This window comes from Micromonospora saelicesensis (assembly GCF_900091575.1).
GTDB lineage: Bacteria > Actinomycetota > Actinomycetes > Mycobacteriales > Micromonosporaceae > Micromonospora > Micromonospora saelicesensis.
Genome location: NZ_FMCR01000004.1, coordinates 348,820 through 365,670, shown reverse-complemented (window position 1 = coordinate 365,670; position 16,851 = coordinate 348,820). Strand labels below are relative to the sequence as shown.

The 16,851-nt window shown below is 73.1% G+C and carries 14 protein-coding genes and 1 riboswitch; of the genes, 8 read left to right on the top strand and 6 right to left on the bottom strand.

Annotated elements, in window-relative coordinates; translation table 11 throughout:
* The first annotated feature begins 122 nt into the window (after positions 1 to 122).
* The 3 genes from GA0070561_RS19855 to groL all read left to right on the top strand — a co-directional run bounded on the left by GA0070561_RS19855 (position 123) and on the right by groL (position 3,488).
* Positions 123 to 326 carry a cold-shock protein gene (locus tag GA0070561_RS19855; protein ID WP_091402914.1) on the top strand — a complete coding sequence of 68 codons (204 nt, stop codon included), beginning with the start codon at positions 123 to 125 and terminating at the stop codon, positions 324 to 326.
* Positions 327 to 420: 94 nt separating this feature from the next.
* A complete protein-coding gene (locus GA0070561_RS19850; RefSeq protein ID WP_208603808.1) occupies positions 421 to 1,593 on the top strand; it encodes a hypothetical protein in 1,173 nt (390 codons plus the stop codon).
* Between the two features lie 272 nt (positions 1,594 to 1,865).
* A complete protein-coding gene (groL, locus tag GA0070561_RS19845; RefSeq protein ID WP_030490078.1) occupies positions 1,866 to 3,488 on the top strand; it encodes a chaperonin GroEL in 1,623 nt (540 codons plus the stop codon).
* A 56-nt stretch (positions 3,489 to 3,544) separates the two neighbouring features.
* Here groL and GA0070561_RS19840 read toward each other — a convergent pair whose 3' ends face one another.
* The 3 genes from GA0070561_RS19840 to GA0070561_RS19830 all read right to left on the bottom strand — a co-directional run bounded on the left by GA0070561_RS19840 (position 3,545) and on the right by GA0070561_RS19830 (position 7,441).
* A complete protein-coding gene (locus GA0070561_RS19840) occupies positions 3,545 to 3,793 on the bottom strand; it encodes a hypothetical protein (protein ID WP_091402912.1) in 249 nt (82 codons plus the stop codon).
* A 78-nt stretch (positions 3,794 to 3,871) separates the two neighbouring features.
* A complete protein-coding gene (locus GA0070561_RS19835) occupies positions 3,872 to 4,807 on the bottom strand; it encodes a GNAT family N-acetyltransferase (RefSeq protein ID WP_091402909.1) in 936 nt (311 codons plus the stop codon).
* Between the two features lie 69 nt (positions 4,808 to 4,876).
* Positions 4,877 to 7,441, bottom strand: a complete 2,565-nt coding sequence (locus tag GA0070561_RS19830; RefSeq protein ID WP_091402906.1) for a S8 family serine peptidase — start codon at positions 7,439 to 7,441, stop codon at positions 4,877 to 4,879.
* Between the two features lie 251 nt (positions 7,442 to 7,692).
* Here GA0070561_RS19830 and GA0070561_RS19825 point away from each other — a divergent pair, with 251 nt between their 5' ends.
* Positions 7,693 to 9,507, top strand: coding sequence for a glycerol-3-phosphate dehydrogenase/oxidase (locus GA0070561_RS19825; RefSeq protein WP_091403572.1), 1,815 nt, complete (start codon positions 7,693 to 7,695; stop codon positions 9,505 to 9,507).
* A gap of 88 nt (positions 9,508 to 9,595) precedes the next feature.
* Positions 9,596 to 10,132 carry a hypothetical protein gene (locus GA0070561_RS19820; protein WP_091402902.1) on the top strand — a complete coding sequence of 179 codons (537 nt, stop codon included), beginning with the start codon at positions 9,596 to 9,598 and terminating at the stop codon, positions 10,130 to 10,132.
* A 10-nt stretch (positions 10,133 to 10,142) separates the two neighbouring features.
* Here the strand turns inward: GA0070561_RS19820 and GA0070561_RS19815 are convergent, their stop codons facing one another.
* Positions 10,143 to 11,543 (bottom strand): FAD-binding oxidoreductase, encoded by a 1,401-nt coding sequence (locus GA0070561_RS19815; RefSeq protein ID WP_091402899.1) that lies wholly within the window; start codon positions 11,541 to 11,543, stop codon positions 10,143 to 10,145.
* Positions 11,544 to 11,611: 68 nt separating this feature from the next.
* Between GA0070561_RS19815 and GA0070561_RS19810 the strand changes: the two genes are divergently transcribed.
* Positions 11,612 to 11,896 (top strand): DUF4031 domain-containing protein, encoded by a 285-nt coding sequence (locus GA0070561_RS19810; RefSeq protein WP_091402896.1) that lies wholly within the window; start codon positions 11,612 to 11,614, stop codon positions 11,894 to 11,896.
* On the opposite strand, the gene GA0070561_RS19805 is transcribed toward GA0070561_RS19810, so the two are convergent.
* Positions 11,868 to 12,524 carry an HD domain-containing protein gene (locus GA0070561_RS19805; RefSeq protein ID WP_244166324.1) on the bottom strand — a complete coding sequence of 219 codons (657 nt, stop codon included), beginning with the start codon at positions 12,522 to 12,524 and terminating at the stop codon, positions 11,868 to 11,870. The genes GA0070561_RS19810 and GA0070561_RS19805 overlap by 29 nt on opposite strands.
* A 106-nt stretch (positions 12,525 to 12,630) precedes the next feature.
* On the opposite strand from GA0070561_RS19805, the gene GA0070561_RS19800 reads away from it, so the two are divergent.
* A complete protein-coding gene (locus tag GA0070561_RS19800; RefSeq protein WP_091403570.1) occupies positions 12,631 to 13,866 on the top strand; it encodes an FUSC family protein in 1,236 nt (411 codons plus the stop codon).
* 23 nt (positions 13,867 to 13,889) lie between these two features.
* On the opposite strand, the gene GA0070561_RS19795 is transcribed toward GA0070561_RS19800, so the two are convergent.
* Complete coding sequence (locus tag GA0070561_RS19795; protein WP_373861936.1) at positions 13,890 to 15,158, bottom strand: aminotransferase class V-fold PLP-dependent enzyme; 1,269 nt, start codon at positions 15,156 to 15,158, stop codon at positions 13,890 to 13,892.
* A 46-nt stretch (positions 15,159 to 15,204) separates the two neighbouring features.
* Positions 15,205 to 15,325, bottom strand: a riboswitch (SAM riboswitch).
* Positions 15,326 to 15,348: 23 nt separating this feature from the next.
* Between GA0070561_RS19795 and GA0070561_RS19790 the strand changes: the two genes are divergently transcribed.
* A complete protein-coding gene (locus tag GA0070561_RS19790) occupies positions 15,349 to 16,839 on the top strand; it encodes a PrsW family intramembrane metalloprotease (RefSeq protein ID WP_091402891.1) in 1,491 nt (496 codons plus the stop codon).
* The last annotated feature ends 12 nt before the right edge of the window (positions 16,840 to 16,851 follow it).

Sequence of the window (16,851 nt, the reverse complement as noted above, 5' to 3'; positions counted from 1 at the left end):
AGCGTGCGATTTCGGTCACCTGCTTCAATGGCGGTCATCGATCGCTGAGTCGGTGGTCCGGGGCGCCCGGCCGTGCCGTGCGCCGAGTCAGGCAACGCCGCGCAGAGTGAGGGAAGTGCACCGTGGCACAGGGCTCCGTGAAGTGGTTCAACGCCGAGAAGGGCTACGGCTTCATCGCCGTCGACGGCGGTCAGGACGTGTTCGTTCATTTCTCCGCGATCGAGATGGACGGTTACAAGGCGCTGGACGACGGTCAGCGGGTCGAGTTCGAGATCACCCAGGGCCAGAAGGGCCCACAGGCAGAGCACGTCCGCGTCATCGGCTGAGCTTCCTGGCCGATCGGCCCCGTGAGTCGGGGCTGCGGCAGGGGCGCGCAGCCGGGAAGATCGTGAACCGTTCCAGCCGATGTGAGGAGCGTTCATGACCGACCAGCCGCCCCCGCCCACTTCGTCCCCCGGGCCGGGGGAGCCGGACCCGTCCGATCCGTCCTCGCCCGCCGGCAGCCCCGGCCACGCCGGTCCGCCCCCCGGCTGGGGGCCGGGCATGCCCCCGACCGGCCCGTCCTCCAGTCCCGCCGGTCCGCCGCCCGGCTGGGATCCCGGGCAGGGTGCCTGGGGTGCGGCCCCGCCGCCGCAGGGCTGGGCATTCCCGCCCACCGGGGGTTACCCGCCCGGGTCGGGTCCCTACGGCGGGCAGCCGTGGTACCCGGGGCCGCCGGTCGGCTGGTACCCGCCGGGTTACGGGTTCGACCCGAACGACGCCCTGGTCACGCCGCCCGGTGCCGGCATCGGCGGCTGGTTCAACCGGTGCGGGGGAGCACTGCGTCGGGGCTGGCGGCAGTTGGTGCCGATCATGCTGCTCACCCAGGTGCTGCCGGCGGCGGTGCTCTCGGTGGTCTCCCTCGGGCTGGACCCGTCGGCGAAGTGGGCCGCCCAGGCCGAATCGACGTCGACCCCCGCGCTGCCGGACAATTTCGCCGCCGAGTTGCTGAGCCTCCTGGTCCTGCTGGTCGGCGGCAGCCTGGTGGTCGGGTTGGTGCAGGCCGTCGGGTGGGCCGCCGGCACCTGGGTGATCACCCAACAGGCGGCCGGTCAGCCGGCCAGCCTGGAGTCTGCGCTGCGCTACGGCCTGCGTCGGGCACTCGGGCTGTGGGGCTGGACCCTGTTGGTCAGTCTGCTCATCGGCGTCGGTGTCTGTTTCTGCGTGCTGCCGGGCATCTACCTGGCCTTCGCGCTGAGCATGGTCGGCCCGGTCTATCTCTTCGAACGGCGCAACCCGATCGGTCGATCGTTCCGGATGTTCCACGACCGGCTCGGCCTGCTGCTCGGACGGGTGGCCCTGGTGGCCGTGGCGGTGCTCGTCGGCACCCTGATCCCCGGTGGCCTGGAAGGGATCGGCACCTCCGCGCTCGGAACGGATCCGTTCTCCTCGGCGGGTACCGCCGCCGGGACGGTGGTGGTGATCGGGATCACCGCCGTGCTGGCCCTGCCGGCCCACCTCGCTCAGATGATCGGTCTGCTGGTGACGTACGCCGAGCAGCGTGCCCATGAGGGGCCGGTGAACACCGCTGGACTGGCCGCGGAACTCGGCTGAGCGGCGGCATCGTGCTTGCACTCGGCAGGGGAGAGTGCTAAACAAGTCATTGGCACTCGCATACCGTGAGTGCCAATGGTCGGGACGGTGGGGCCAGGTTGCACCGGCGTGGAGACGCCGGGGCGGCACATGGCCGGTCGTCGCGGGCTATCCGGCCCGGCCGAAGGACGTCGTCGTCGCCAGGTGGCGACGTCCCAAGGTGCGTACACCAGGCGGCCCATCCGGGGCACACATCTCGGGTGGCCCGTGAGTGTCCAGGAGGACAACGCCGTATGGCCAAGATGATCGCGTTCGACGAAGAGGCGCGCCGCGGCCTCGAGCGGGGCATGAACCAGCTCGCCGACGCCGTAAAGGTGACCCTCGGCCCCAAGGGCCGCAACGTCGTGCTCGAGAAGAAGTGGGGTGCCCCCACCATCACCAACGATGGTGTGAGCATCGCCAAGGAGATCGAGCTCGAGGACCCGTACGAGAAGATCGGCGCTGAGCTGGTCAAGGAGGTCGCCAAGAAGACCGACGACGTTGCCGGTGACGGCACGACGACGGCGACCGTCCTGGCCCAGGCCCTGGTTCGCGAGGGCCTGCGCAACGTGGCCGCTGGCGCCAACCCGATGGCCCTGAAGCGGGGCATCGAGGCCGCGGTCGCGAGCGTCTCGGAGGAGCTGTCCAAGCTCGCCAAGGACGTCGAGACCAAGGAGCAGATCGCCTCCACCGCCTCCATCTCCGCTGGCGACAGCACCGTCGGCGAGATCATCGCCGAGGCGATGGACAAGGTCGGCAAGGAAGGCGTCATCACCGTCGAGGAGAGCAACACCTTCGGGCTCGAGCTGGAGCTCACCGAGGGTATGCGCTTCGACAAGGGCTACATCTCGGCCTACTTCATGACCGACCCGGAGCGTATGGAGGCCGTCTTCGACGACCCGTACATCCTGATCGCCAACAGCAAGATCTCGTCGGTGAAGGACCTGCTCCCGATCCTGGAGAAGGTCATGCAGTCGGGCAAGCCGCTGCTGATCATCGCCGAGGACCTGGAGGGCGAGGCTCTCGCCACCCTGGTGGTCAACAAGGTCCGTGGCACCTTCAAGTCGGTCGCCGTCAAGGCGCCGGGCTTCGGTGACCGCCGCAAGGCCATGCTGACCGACATCGCCATCCTCGCCGGTGGCCAGGTCATCAGCGAGGAGGTCGGCCTCAAGCTCGACGCCGCCAGCCTCGACATGCTGGGCCGCGCCCGCAAGGTCGTGGTGACCAAGGACGAGACCACCATCGTCGATGGTGCCGGTGACGCCGAGCAGATCCAGGGCCGGGTCAACCAGATCCGGGCCGAGATCGACAAGAGCGACTCCGACTACGACCGGGAGAAGCTGCAGGAGCGGCTGGCCAAGCTGGCCGGCGGCGTTGCGGTGATCAAGGTCGGCGCGGCCACCGAGGTCGAGCTCAAGGAGCGCAAGCACCGCATCGAGGACGCCGTTCGCAACGCGAAGGCCGCCGTCGAGGAGGGCATCGTCCCGGGTGGTGGCGTCGCGCTGGTCCAGGCCGGCAAGACCGCCTTCGACAAGCTCGACCTGGTCGGCGACGAGGCGACCGGTGCGAACATCGTCAAGGTCGCGCTGGACGCCCCGCTGCGGCAGATCGCCGTCAACGCCGGCCTTGAGGGCGGCGTCGTGGTGGAGAAGGTCCGTAACCTCGAAGCGGGTCACGGTCTGAACGCCGCCAACGGCGAGTACGTCGACCTGCTGGCCGCGGGCATCATCGACCCGGCCAAGGTCACGCGCTCGGCGCTGCAGAACGCCGCTTCCATCGCGGCGCTCTTCCTCACCACCGAGGCTGTTGTCGCGGACAAGCCGGAGAAGACCCCGGCTGCCCCGGCTGGCCCGGGTGGCGGGGACATGGACTTCTGAGTCCAGTTCCGACACCGAACGGGGCGGGCCGCTGACGCGGTCCGCCCCGTTCGGCGTCAGGTCGGTAGTGGGCGCTGGTTGCGCCGCTTCTGTGCCCGGTTGTACGGCGGAAGCAGTTGGATGGGCGCGTCCACCATCTCCTGCGGCTCCTCGACCACCGACGGCTCACCGTCGGTGGTCATCTCGGCCAGTTGCTCGGCGTCGCCGTAGTCGAGCCGGTCGAACGGCAGTTGGCCGGGGAGTTCGCCCACCGGTTTCCAGGTGATCGGCGTGCCGTCCTCGGTCTGGTTGTCATCCGTGGTCATGGCTGCCTCCTCTACCGAAACGGTAGGGGGCGTCGATGGCCGATGCGGGCGAATGGATCTATGTCCTGTTTGCCCCGATTACGCCCCGGACAGGGTTCGCCGGTACAGGAAGAAGACCCGCTCGATCCACGCACCCGCGCTGCCCGAATAGAACGGCACCGGCCCTACCCAGCCGATCTGTGCCCGGTCCAGCCCCGCCGCCCGCTGGTCGCGCAGACAGCGCCGCAACAGCACCCCACCGATGCCCGACCCCTCCGCGGCCGGCGCGGTGCCCATCGGCCCGAACCAGCTCGGCCGGGACGACCCGTACGCGGCGAAGCCGAGCACCTCGCCGTCCCGCTCCGCCAGGTGGCAACCGGCGTCGGCGCGCCCCACCGACCCGGCCAGCTCGCCGTCCCACGTTCCGCCGAAGGTGGACCGGGCGAACGCGGTCAGCGCCGGAAGGTCCGCCGGCTCCGCCCGGCGTACGGTGACGCCCTGGTCGGCCAGCCGCCGCTCCGTGGCCTCGGTGGACCGCAGTGCCGGCGACCCGTCGTACGACAGGTCCGCGGTCATGTTCCAGGCGGTCCGGTCCTGCTGGTAGCCGAGTGCGAGGGCGGCGCAGACCGCCGGCGTGTAGCGGACGTCGATTCCCGGCCACGCGTAGTACGGCGGGTTTCCGGCCAGCAACACCTCGGTCGCCCCGCGCTCGGCGAGCACCCGCTCGGCCCGCTGGAGCAGCGCGCGGCCGACGCCCCGACGCCGCTGATCCGCAAGGACCGCGACCAGGTCCACGTGCCCGGTCCCCGGCTCGGTCGACGGCACCGAACAGATCAGCACCCCCACCAGGTCCGCACCCCGGTACGCGCCCAGCCCGACCACCGGCCGGTCGGCGGTGGCCCGGGTCCAGAGCACGTCCACGATGGCAGCCGCCTCGGCGGCGTCCTCGGGCAGGTCGAGAGCCTGCTGGCAGAGCTGTACGACGCTGGGGACCAGGTCGGTGGTCAGCTCGGTGACGGTGATCTCGGCGTCCATGGCCGCCGACCCTAGATCACCGAGTGTCGGGCCGCACCCCCGGCTCAGCACTTCAGGAAGGAAACCTGCCTATTGCTGGGCGGCGCGAACGGCGGCGTACGCGTCGACCTGACCGGCGCCGGTGACGTTCGACGGAGCACCGCAGGCGTCGGAGGGGCTGTCGGAGCGGTAGGTGGGCGTCGCCGCCGTGGCGGTGTCCCGCAGGATCTGCCGGGTCCGGGTCACGTCGCCGACCAGCGCCGGGTTCGCCGACCACATCAGCGCGACCACCCCGGCCACCTGCGGGGTCGCCATCGACGTGCCGTCCAGCGCGGCGTACGTGCCGCCCGGCATGGCCGACACCACCCCCACCCCCGGTGCCAGCACGTCCGGTTTACCCGAGCCGCCCGGCACCGGCCCGCGCGAGGAGAACTGGGCGACGCGCCGCTGGGCGTCCACCGCGCCCACGGTCAGCACGTCCGGGTACGGGGCGGGCGGATCGTCGATCGACGCGCACCACGGGCCGGTGTTGCCGGCCGCGGCGACCACGAAGATCCCGGCGGCGTCGAGGGCGGCGGTGGCCGGCCGCAGAACCCGCTGGTCGCAACCCTCGATGGGCGGGCAGCCCCACGAGTTGGTCAGCACCTGCGGGGCGCGCTCCGGACGGCCGTCGGTGAACGGGTCGCCGCCGGCTGGGAAGGGCGCCAACATGAACTGGAGACAGTCCAGGTAGTGCGCGGGGCTGCCCAGGTTGCGGTCCAGGTTGACGCAGCCCACCCACTGCGCGTCCGGTGCCACCCCGATGCCGTCCCTCCCGACCGCGCTGCCCACCGTGTGGGTGCCGTGCCCGCCCTGGTCGGTCGGGCTCCGGGTGTCGTCCCACGGGTCGTACCAGGAGTCGTCCCCACCACGGAACCCGGCTCGTAGCGCCGGATGGGTGCCGTCCACCCCCGAATCGGAGCTGCCGACCACGATGCCCGTGCCGGTGACCCGGAGTTGGGACCACACCCGGTCGGCGCCGATCTGGCTGATGTTCCACTCCGGGCCGGTGGGCTTGGGTGCGGTGCCCCGGTTCTGCCCGGCCGGGGCCGGCAGCGGTCGCAGGCGCTGGCTGACCAGCACCCTCGCCACCTCCGGTCGGCGGGCGAGCCAGGCCCGCACCGCCGGGCCGCCGTCCACCTCGACCGCGTTGACCAGGTAGTACGACACCGGGTCGAGACGCAGCCGGTTCAACCCCCGGAGCAGGTCGCCCTGGCTCTGCTCGGCGGTCGTCACCAGTCGCTGGTAGACCTCCGCCGCGCGGGCGTCCCGCCCCGCTCGACCCGGCGCGGCGGCCGGAAGATCGCTCAGGTTGGCCTGCGTACGCAGCACCACGAACAGCCGCTCGCCGTACAGACCCGGCTGACCGGGGCCGAGGTCGACCACCCCGAACGCCACCAGCAGCACCACGGCTGCCACCGCGGCGACCCGCCTGTTCGGGGTACGTGCCGTCGGCCGGGCGAGCAGCACCGCGTACCCGATGGCGACCAGGACCGCGACGGCCAGCCCGATGCCGGCGGCGGCCGCCACCCAGAACGGGATGTCCCGGGTGCCGACCAGCAGCAGGCTGATCTCCTCCGGGTCGGTGAAGGCCAGCGGGCCGAGCGCGGTCAGGCCCACGAGCCAGCCGGTCGCCGCTCGGCCGGCGCGGGTGGCCTCGGCCGGATCGGCGGCGGGCCGCCAGGTCGCGGCCCAGAGTGCGGCCAGCGCGAAACCGACCGGCGGCACTGTCAGCAGCGCGGGCAACTGCGCGCCGGACTGCCCGGTCCCGGCGGCGAGCAGCAGCAGCGCCACCCCGGCGACCAGGCCGCCCACCAGCACCAGCCGAGCCGGCCGAGGCGGTCGCCCAACCGCGAACGGGGACCAGAAGGGGGCATCCAGCAGAGTCGTGGCCAGCACCCCGAGCGCGGCGGCCGCCAGCAGCGCGAGTGCGGTCTCCAGGAGGCCGCCGAGCGCGCCCAGCCAGGCCCACGGCAGCAGCAGCGCCAATCCGGCGGCGACCGCGAGCAACGGCACCGGGCCGGATCGGCGCACGCGCCGTCCGACCGGCTCCGCGTTGACCTCAGGCCGCGTGGCGTCGCCGTTCCCGGTGGCCTCGGGCCGCGTGGCGTCGCTGTTCCCGGTGGCCTCAGGCCGTGTCGAGTCGCCGTCTCTGGTGGGTGCCGGGCCGCCGACCGGGCCAACCAGCCCGGGGTACGCCCACCGGCGCGCCGACCAGCGCACGGCGAGCGCGCTGAGCAACGCGGCACCGGCCAGCGCGGCGAGGTACGCCTCGTGGTGCACCGGCGGCACGACCCGCAGCAGTGTGAGCACGCCGAGCGCGAGTGCCCCGATCAACCAGGCCCGCCCGGTGGCTCGGACCGCGCCCGACCGGGGCAGGACGGCCAGCAGCAGGGCGGGCGTGCCGGCCAGCACGACGGTGGCCAGGCCCAGTATCAGCCAGAGCCAGCCGAGCCGGTCCCGTCCGAAGCCCAGCAGCACCTGGTCGGCGAGCCAGCCACCGGTCTGGGTGCCCACGGTGACCGCAACCGTCCAGCAGCCGACCAGCACGGCCGCGACCACCGGCCACGGGGAACTGCGGTCGCTGAAGCCGGGCTGCGCAGGTTGACCTTGCATCCGAGAACCTTACGACTACGACGAAGGGTTTCGACCCGACCGTCGGGTTCCGGGGCTTCGAAGAACCGTGCAGATCTTGGACAGTTTCCGTCAGGCGATGACGGAAACTGTCCAAGATCTCCGATCGGCCGGCCTCGATCGGGTGGCGGGACCTGTCGTGCGCTTCGGAGCAGCTGGGCGCGGTGCGGAGCGTGCGGCGAATGTCGACACGGTGGCTCGACGGTTACGGTGGACGGGTGCGCGACCCCAATATCTCCCGATCCGTCGCCGGTCAGCTCTCACCGGTCCGCCGTGCGTCCGACCTGCGTCGACTGCGTGCCGAGCGCTTCGACGTGCTGGTCATCGGGGGCGGGGTGACCGGAGCCGGTGCCGCCCTGGACGCGGCGTCCCGTGGCCTGAAGGTGGCGCTGGTCGAGGCGCGTGACCTTGCCGCCGGGACCTCCAGCCGGTCCAGCAAACTCATCCACGGTGGCCTGCGCTACCTGGAGCAGTTGGAGTTCCACCTGGTCCACGAGGCGCTCACCGAGCGCGGCCTGCTGGCCACCCGGCTCGCGCCGCACCTGGTACGCCCGGTGCCGATCATGGTGCCGCTGCCGGCCGGGCGGGGCCTGCGGGACCTGCCGGCCCGGGTCTTCCGCCGCTCGTACTACGGAGCCGGCGTGGCCGCGTACGACGCCTTCGCCGGGATCTTCGGCGGCGGCCGGGGCATGCCCCTGCACCGTCACCTGACCCGGGAGGGCGCCCGGCGGATCTTCCCGAGTCTGCGGGCCGACGCGCTGGCCGGGGCGATCCGCTACTACGACGGGCAGGTCGACGACGCCCGGCTGGTGGTCACCCTGGCCCGCACCGCGGCCAGCCTCGGCGCCACGGTGGTGAGCAGTGCCCGCGCCGTCGGGTTGATCCGGCAGGCGCGCGAGGTGACCGGTGTCCGCGTCCGGGACCTGGAGGCGCCGCCGGGCTCGCCGGACGCGGAGTTCGAGGTACAGGCCCGCACCGTCATCGCCGCCACCGGCGTGTGGAGCGACGACATGTCCCGGATGCTCAACGACGTTGGCCTGCGGCCCGGCGTCCGGGTGCGCGCCTCCAAGGGGGTGCACCTGGTGGTGCCCCGCTCGGCGATCACCGGCGAGACAGGCCTCATCCTGCGTACGGCGAGTTCGGTGCTCTTCGTCATCCCGTGGGGCGGGCACTGGATCATCGGCACCACGGACACCGACTGGCGGCTGGACCGTTCCCACCCGGCCGCCTCGGCCCGCGACATCGACTACCTCCTCCAGCAGGTCAACACAGTGCTGGACCGGCCGCTGACCACCGCCGACATCGAGGGGGTGTACGCCGGGCTGCGGCCGCTGCTGGCCGGCGAGGCCGACTCGACCTCGAAGCTCTCCCGGGAGCACGCGGTCTTCGAGCCGATGCTCGGGCTGCTGCTGGTCGCCGGCGGCAAGTACACGACGTACCGGGTGATGGCGTCCGACGTGGTCGACCGGGCCGCTCGCCGGCTCGGCGGGGCCCGCTCGTCGCGCACCGCCGACCTGCCGCTGCTCGGTGCCGACGGGTACCCGGCCATGTGGCGGGACCGGGCCGACCTGGCGCGCCGGCACGGCGTGCCGGTGGGCGTGGTGGAGCACCTGCTGGAGCGGTACGGCACCCTCACCCTGGACCTGCTGGCGTTGGTCGACGCCGATCCACTGCTGGCGTCCCCGCTGGCTGGTGCTCCGGAGTATCTGGCGGCGGAGGTCGCTTACGCGGCGCGGGCCGAGGGTGCGCTGCATTTGGAGGACGTGCTGACCCGGCGGACCCGGATCTCGTTCGAGACCAGCCACCGGGGGCTGGAGTCGGCGGAGCACACCGCCGAGTTGATGGGCGCGGTGCTCGGTTGGGACGCGGCCACCCGGGCACGCGAGGTCGAGCACTACCGGGCCCGGGTGGAGGCGGAGCGGCAGTCCCAGTTGATGCCGGACGACGCGGCGGCGGACGCGGCCCGCCTCGGTGCTCCGGACGTCCGGGGTTACGCGGCCGACCGGGGTGACGACGATCAGGCGGAGCTGCGCTCGTCCGCTCGATGACGAATTGCGACGTTACCGATGGGTAACCATCGATACCGACCCGGATGGTGGTTTCGAACGCTACCTACGGTGGGGTAGGTTTCCGCGCGTGCTACCCCGCGCGCGCCCTCGTCTGCTCTTACCCCTGCTCGCTGTCGTGCTCGTCGGCGCCCTGACCGGGTGCTCCCTCTTCGACGGAGACAAGCCGCGCACCCCGGTGGCGCAACCGACCGCCGGCACGGCGGGTGGCAGTTCGCAGCTGGAGATCCCCACCACTGTCGCCGCCGGTCAGGTCAGCCTGCTCCAGCGGCTCGGCGAAGACGGGCCGATGCGCACCCTGAGCGTCGAGCGGAACGGCGCGTGGCAGTGCGTCGACTGCGCCGGCGACGGCGTGACCTCCCGGGGCGCCCTCGCACCGGAGCTGACCGAACGGCTCCAGGTGCTGCTCGCCAACCCGGGGCTGGCCGACGAGACCGATCAGGCCCGGCGGTACCGGACAACCTGCATCGACGCGCTGACGTCCAGCCTCATCACCTCGGCCGGGCTGATCACCTCGCAGGACTGCCCGGGTGAGGAGCTCACGCCGGTCGCCGGGGAGATCCTGCTGCTGCTCACCCAGGCGACCCCGGCCGAGGTCAAGGGCTGACCGCAGCCGGTCAGAGCACCTTGCCCGGGTTGAGCAGGCCGGCCGGGTCGAGCGCCGACTTGATCGCCTGGTGCACCCGCACACCGACCGGCCCGATCTCCCGGGCCAGCCAGTCCCGCTTGAGCAGCCCCACCCCGTGCTCGCCGGTGCACGTGCCGCCCAGGTCCAGGCCGAGCCGCATGATCTCGTCGAAGGCCCGCCGGCCCCGCTCCACGCTCGCCGGGTCGGCCCGGTCGACAACGATGTTCGGGTGCATGTTGCCGTCCCCGGCGTGCCCCACCACGCCGATCGGCACCTCGCACTCGGCCGCGATCCGGGCGACCCCGTCGAGAAGCGCGGCGAGCGCGCCACGGGGCACCGCCACATCGTCGATCACTAGACCGCCGTTGCCGCCCGGGTAGGCGTCCGCCGCGAACTTCTCCATGGCCGGGTGGGCCAGCCGGCGAGCCTGGAGCAGCGCCGCCGCTTCCACCGCGTCGGTGGCCGCGTAGACCTCGTCGGCGCCGACGGCCTCGCACACCTCGGCCAGCACGGCCAGGTCGTCCGCCGCTCGGGAGCCGGTGTCGGCGGCGGCCAGCAACAGGGCCTGCGCGTCGGTCCGCAACCCCATCGGCTGGTACGCCTCGATCGCCCGCAGGTGGGTCTGGTCCAGCAACTCCAGCAGGCTGGGGGTGAGCCCGCGAGCCGCGATCTCGGCCACCGCTGCGCCGGCCGTGGCGGTGGATCCGAAGACCGCCACCAGGGTCAGCGACTCGGCCGGAGCGGGCCGCAGCGCCACGGTCACCTCGGTGATCACGCCGAGGGTGCCCTCCGAACCGACGAACAGCCGGGTCAGGTCGTAGCCGGCCACCCCCTTGGCCGTACGCCGGCCGGTGCGCAGCACCTCACCCGAGGCGAGCACCACCTCCAGGCCGAGCACGTACTCGGTGGTCACTCCGTACTTCACACAGCACATGCCGCCGGCGTTGGTGGCCACGTTGCCGCCGATGGTGGACGACTCCCAGGAGCCGGGGTCCGGCGGGTACCAGAGGCCCTGCCTGGCCACCGCCCTGGCCAGGGCCGCGTTGACCACCCCCGGCTGGACCACCGCGATCCGGCTCACCGGGTCGATCTCCCGGATCTCGGTCATCGCGACGGTGCTGAGCACCACCGCGCCGTCCACCGCGTTCGCCGCGCCGGCCAGCCCGGTCCGCGCGCCCTGCGGCACCACCGGTACGCCGTGCCGCGCCGCCGCCTGAATCACGGCGACCACCTGCCCGGTGTCGCGCGGGCGGGTCACCACCAGCGGGACGCCGGCGGCGCACAGGTCGGCCTCGTCGCGCTGGTGCATGCGCAGCAGGTCCGGGTCGGTGAGCACGGCGTCGTCACCGAGCGCGGCGCGCAGGTCGTCGAGGAGCGCGGTGGGGGCCATGCAGCCGAGGCTAGGTCGCCGACCGGCGATCATCAACATGATCGACTGGGCGGGATAACTTGGGCACCATGCTCTACCTGGACCGGCCGGCCTGGCCGTGGCGCGGTCGGCTCTGGTCGCACCTGATCAGCGACGTTTCGTACGCCGAACTGCACGCCTTCGCCGAGGCGCTCGGCGCGCCCCGGCGCGGCTTCGACCGGGACCACTACGACATTCCGGCCGAACGGTTCGCGGCGGCGGTGTGGCTCGGTGCCCAGGTGGTGCCGAGCCGGGAACTGGTCCGGTTGCTCCGCGCCGCCGACCTGCGTCGGCCGAAGCACCTGGTCAACCCGCGTTCTCCGGCTTCCCGGTGAGGGCGGCCAGCTCGCGGCGCACATTGTCCCGCGCGGGCTCTTCCCACCGGCTCGCCAGCGGTGGCAGTCGGAACAGCGCCGGCAGCGCCAGCAGACCGGTCAACACGGCGGCCCGCCCGGCCCGGAAGGCCGGCTCCGGCACGTGGGCGTACTCCCGGCGGATCGCCGCCGCGTAACGCTCGTAGTTGGCCGGCGGCGCGGCCAGCACGGCCAGGTCCGCGTCGCACAGCAGCGCGCCGTCCCGGTCTCCCGGTGCCACAGTGTGCCCGGCGGTGAGCAGCACCAGCCGGCGCACCTCGGCCACCGTGGGCGCCGGCACCCCGAGCCCGGTGAGCACGCTCTCGGCCAGCGCGGCGCTGTCCCGTTCGTTGGCGTCGCCGGCGGCCCGGGGGTCGTAGACCACGTCGTGGAACCAGGCCGCCAGCCGGACCGCGTCGGCCCGGGCGGCCAGATCGGCGTGCTGGTCCACCACATCGAGCACCGCCGTCAGGTGGGCCACCGTGTGGTAGTGCCGGTGCGGCTCCCGCCACCGGGCGATCACCTGCTCCCCGGCCCTGGTCGTATCCGGGTCGGGCCTCGCGCCGGCACCCCGGGCCGCCGCCCGCCACCGGTCCAACAGATCAACCACCGCCCGAGTCTGCCGCATCGGCCGGTGACGCGCGGGAAGGGAGGGTTGCGCGGGCCCACCACGGGTAGTCGCGCCCATGGCCGTGGCCCGGGACAAGCGACCTCCGATGGTGCGACGTACCGCGCTGCGCAACGGTTTGGTGGACATCGACGGCGCGCGGATCGCCGAGGCCACCGAACAGCTGCGCCACCGTGGCCGGGCCACCCTGCACGATCGGCTGCACCGGGTACGGATGGCCGGCGGACTCGCCGTGCAGGCCGGGTTGGCCGCCGGGCTCGCGTACCTGATCTCGCACAAGGTGCTCGGCAACCCGCAACCGGTCTTCGCGCCGATCTCCGCGGTCGGCACCCTGGCCGCGTCGGTCGGTCAGCGGTTCCGCCGGACCGTCGAGTTGATCGTCGGGGTGGGGGTCGGGGTGGCCGTCGGCGACCTCCTGATCTACCTGCTCGGCACCGGGGCGTGGCAGCTCGGCCTGGTGGTCACGGTGGCGATCCTGCTCACCATCTTCGCCGGGGCGAGCGTGGCCATCGTCATCCAGGCGGCGGCCACGGCGGTGCTGATCGTGACGCTGAGCCCGTCGACCCAGAACCTGGAGATCCCCCGCTTCGTCGACGCGTTCCTCGGCGGTGGGATCGCGCTGCTGGTCACGGCGGTGCTGCTACCACTGAACCCGCTCCGAGTGATCAACCGGGCGGCCCGCCCCGCCCTGGACCTGCTCGCCGCCCAACTCGACGCCACCGCCGACGGGCTGCGCAACCGGGACCGCGCCGCCATCCAGGGCGCACTGGAGAGGCTGCGCAACAACAAGGAGGAGTTGGCCACGTTGGGCGAGGCCATCGAGGGGGCGAAGGAGACCGCCACCCTCTCCCCGGCCCGGTGGCACCGCCGCGACGAACTGACCCACTACGCCGAGGCGGCCGACCCGATCGACCGGGCGATGCGCAACAGCGGCACGCTGATCCGCCGGTCCGTCACGCTGGTCGAGGACGAGGAACCGGTGCCCGATCCGATGCCGGACGCGATCGGCCACCTCGCCGAGTCGGTCCGGCTGCTCAAACACGAGTTCGCCGCCGGTGAGGAGCCGGAGAAGGCCCGGGAGCGGTCGCTGCGGGCGGTCAGCGAGGCCGGCCGGGCGTACGGCGCCGGGGTGGGCTTCTCCGGCAGCGTGGTGATCGCCCAGATCCGCACCACCGCGAGCGACCTGCTGGTCGCCTCCGGGATCGAGCAGGAGGAGGCGAACCGGTGGATCCGCACCGCCTTCGGGGAGCAGGAGCGCCCGGTCGGTGAGCCCGTCGAGCCCGGCGAGACACCGAAGCCACCCACCGCCCCGCCGGTCGGCTGAGCGGGGCCACCGTCGGGCGGGCCTCAGCCCAGCTCGGCCAGCGCCGCGAGCAGCCGGTCCACCTGAGCGGCCGTGCTGCCCAGCCCGATGCTGGCACGCAGCGCGGTGGGCGGCAGGTCCCGCCGGCCGGTACGCGCCGCCGCCTCGCCGAGCAGACGCCGGGCCAGCGGGTGGGCGCAGAACAACCCGTCCCGTACGCCGATGTGGTGCTCGGCGGCCAGCCGCGTGGCCACCTCGGTGGAGTCCCAGCCGGCGACCACGAACGAGACGATGCCGACCCGGGGCGCGTCCGGGCCGAAGGTGCGCAGCTCGACGACGTGCGGCAGGGCGGCGAGGCCGGTCCGTAGCCGGGTCAGCAGGGCCTGCTCGTGGGCGGCCAGCGTGCCCTGGTCCGCCTCGTCGAGCGCCTTGCACACCGCCGCCAGCGCGACCGCTCCGAGCAGGTTCGGGGTGCCGCCCTCGTGTCGGGCCGGGCCGGTCGCCCAGGTCACGTCGTGGGTGGCCGGCCCGACGTGGCTGGTGGCCCCACCGCCGGCCAGGTAGGGCGGGGCGGCGTCCAGCCAGTCGGCCCGACCGATCAGCACGCCCGCGCCGAACGGCGCGTACAGCTTGTGGCCGGACACGGCCAGGTAGTCGACGTCGAGCGCGAGCAGGTCGACCGGGGCGTGCGGGGCGAGCTGCGCGGCGTCGAGCACGATCCGGGCACCGTGCCGGTGCGCCACCCGTGCCAGTTCGGCGACCGGCCACCGCTCACCGGTCACGTTGCTCGCACCGGTCACCGCGACCAGCACCGGCAACGCCGGGCTGCTGCCCCGGCGCAGCTCGGTGAGGGCGGCGGCGAGATCGCGTACCGCCCCGTCGGGGTCGCTGGGCACCGGCAGCCGCACCGACCCGCGCGGCCAGGGCAACAGGTTGGCGTGGTGTTCGGAGGCGTTCGTGACCACCGTGGTGCCGGCCGGCACGGCCCGCGCCAGCAGGTTGAGCGCGTCGGTGGTGTTGCGGGTGAAGATCACATGATCGTCGGCGCGAGCGCCGAAGAAGTCGCCGATCGTCTGCCGGGCCTGCTCGTACGCGAGGGTGCAGCGCCGCGACAGCGCTCCCGCTCCGCGATGCACGCTGGCGTACCAGGGCAGCAGCTCGGCCACCGCGTCGGCGGCGGCCCGGGCGCACGGCGCACTGGCCGCGTAGTCCAGGTTGATCTCGCCGGGCACCCCGAGGACGTCGAGCGGCGCGGACGGCGCCGACGGCACGGTGGGCAGGCTGGGCAGCGAGGGGACGAGAGTGACGGACACGCCGGAACCTCCGGGGTCAGGGACCCCGGGTGCGACATCGGGACGGGGTCCGCGCTTGCCCAGCACACCGATCGGGCTGGGCCCGGTCATCACCCGGGGCACCCCACCGCGAACTCGACGAGGGTTGCCGGCCAGCAAGCCGGGGCTGAACGCTGGCACTCGTGACCTGCCGGCAGCATAGCGGCTACCGATGCGACCGAACCAGCCGGCGGCGGATGGCTACGCTGACCGCATGGCCGACACCCCGCCCGGTTCACCGCTGCCGCCGTCGCCCGCCGCCCCGCCTGCGCCCGCCGTCCCGCCCATGGGTGAGACGCCCCGGATGCCGCTGCGCCGACTGGGGTGGCGGCGGTTCCTGGTGTTGGCCGGGGTGGTGCTGTTGATCGCGGCGTGCGCGGTCTTCATGGTCTTCACGCTCGGCCAGTCGCTCGGTGCGCAGGCCCTGCTGATCGGGGTGGTCGCCGCCATCCTGCCGGTGCCGGTGCTGGTCGCCTGCTTCCTCTGGCTGGACCGGTACGAACCGGAGCCGTTGAAGTATCTGATCTTCTGCTTCGCCTGGGGGGCGTTCGTTTCCACCGCCGCCTCGCTCACGGTCAACGACTTCGCGGCCAACCGCTTCGCCGACTGGGGCCTGCCGTCCGCGCTCACCGGGGTGCTGGTCGCGCCGTTCATCGAGGAGCTGACCAAGGCGCTGGGCCCGATCCTGCTGCTGGTGTTCCGCCGCCGCGAGTGGTCCGGGATCACCGACGGCCTGGTCTACTGCGGGCTCTCCGCGGTCGGCTTCGCGATGGTGGAGAACATCCTCTACCTGGGCGGGTTGGGGTACGCGTCCGGCGCCGACCGGTACGGCCCGGCCACCGGCATCCAGCAGGTCATCGCGATCTTCATCCTGCGGATCCTGCTGTTCGGGTTCGCCCATCCCCTTTTCACCTCGATGACCGGTGTGGGGTTGGGCATCGCCTCTCGGACGGCCGACCGGCGCATCCGGGTGCTCGCCCCGATCGCCGGCCTGCTGCTGGCGATGATGCTGCACGGCACGTGGAACCTGCTGCCCACGCTGACCCAGGCCACCGGCGAGGCCATGATCATGCTGTACGGCTTCCTGGGCCTCATGGTGCCGGTCTTCTTCGGCACCGTGGGGCTGGCCCTGTGGCTGCGCGCCTGGGAGGGGCGGCTCACCGAGCGGGTCCTGCCCGACTACGTCCGCGCCGGCTGGCTCAGCCCGCCCGAGGTGGCCGCCCTGAGCAGTCTCGGCCGGCGGCACGCCGCCCGCAGTTGGGCGCGCCGGGTGGCCGGCGACGCCGGGGTGCGGGCGATGCGGGGTTACCAGTCCGCAGCGACCCGGCTGGCCCTGCTGCGCGACGGGGCGCTGCGCGGCCTGGACCGCAAAGCTGCCGACCAGGAGCGGACCGCCCGCGAGGAGCGGGAGCTGCTGGACGCGATCACCGAGTACCGGTCGTTCTTCGTGGGTCGGGACCCGCAGGCACCGGCGGGGGTCTGGGACGGCAGCCGCTACCACCTTCGCTTCCCGGACGGCACGCAGCGCGCCGTGGACGCGCCGGACGAGCCGGTGGTGCCGATCCCGGTGGTGCTGGCTCCCGCCCCGGCTCCGGTGGGGTACGCCCCGCCCGGTTGGCCCGGCCTGCGCCCGGCATCGCCCTGGCCGCCGACGCACCCCTGACGGCTGCGGCCG

Bases quoted from the DNA above. Each gene is read 5' to 3' on its own strand.
- GA0070561_RS19850 (WP_208603808.1), top strand. From the start codon at position 421: ATGACCGACCAGCCGCCCCCGCCCACTTCGTCCCCCGGGCCGGGGGAG.
- groL (WP_030490078.1), top strand. From the start codon at position 1,866: ATGGCCAAGATGATCGCGTTCGACGAAGAGGCGCGCCGCGGCCTCGAG.
- GA0070561_RS19840 (WP_091402912.1), bottom strand. From the start codon at position 3,793: ATGACCACGGATGACAACCAGACCGAGGACGGCACGCCGATCACCTGG.
- GA0070561_RS19835 (WP_091402909.1), bottom strand. From the start codon at position 4,807: ATGGACGCCGAGATCACCGTCACCGAGCTGACCACCGACCTGGTCCCC.
- GA0070561_RS19830 (WP_091402906.1), bottom strand. From the start codon at position 7,441: ATGCAAGGTCAACCTGCGCAGCCCGGCTTCAGCGACCGCAGTTCCCCG.
- GA0070561_RS19815 (WP_091402899.1), bottom strand. From the start codon at position 11,543: ATGGCCCCCACCGCGCTCCTCGACGACCTGCGCGCCGCGCTCGGTGAC.
- GA0070561_RS19810 (WP_091402896.1), top strand. From the start codon at position 11,612: ATGCTCTACCTGGACCGGCCGGCCTGGCCGTGGCGCGGTCGGCTCTGG.
- GA0070561_RS19800 (WP_091403570.1), top strand. From the start codon at position 12,631: ATGGTGCGACGTACCGCGCTGCGCAACGGTTTGGTGGACATCGACGGC.
- GA0070561_RS19790 (WP_091402891.1), top strand. From the start codon at position 15,349: ATGCGACCGAACCAGCCGGCGGCGGATGGCTACGCTGACCGCATGGCC.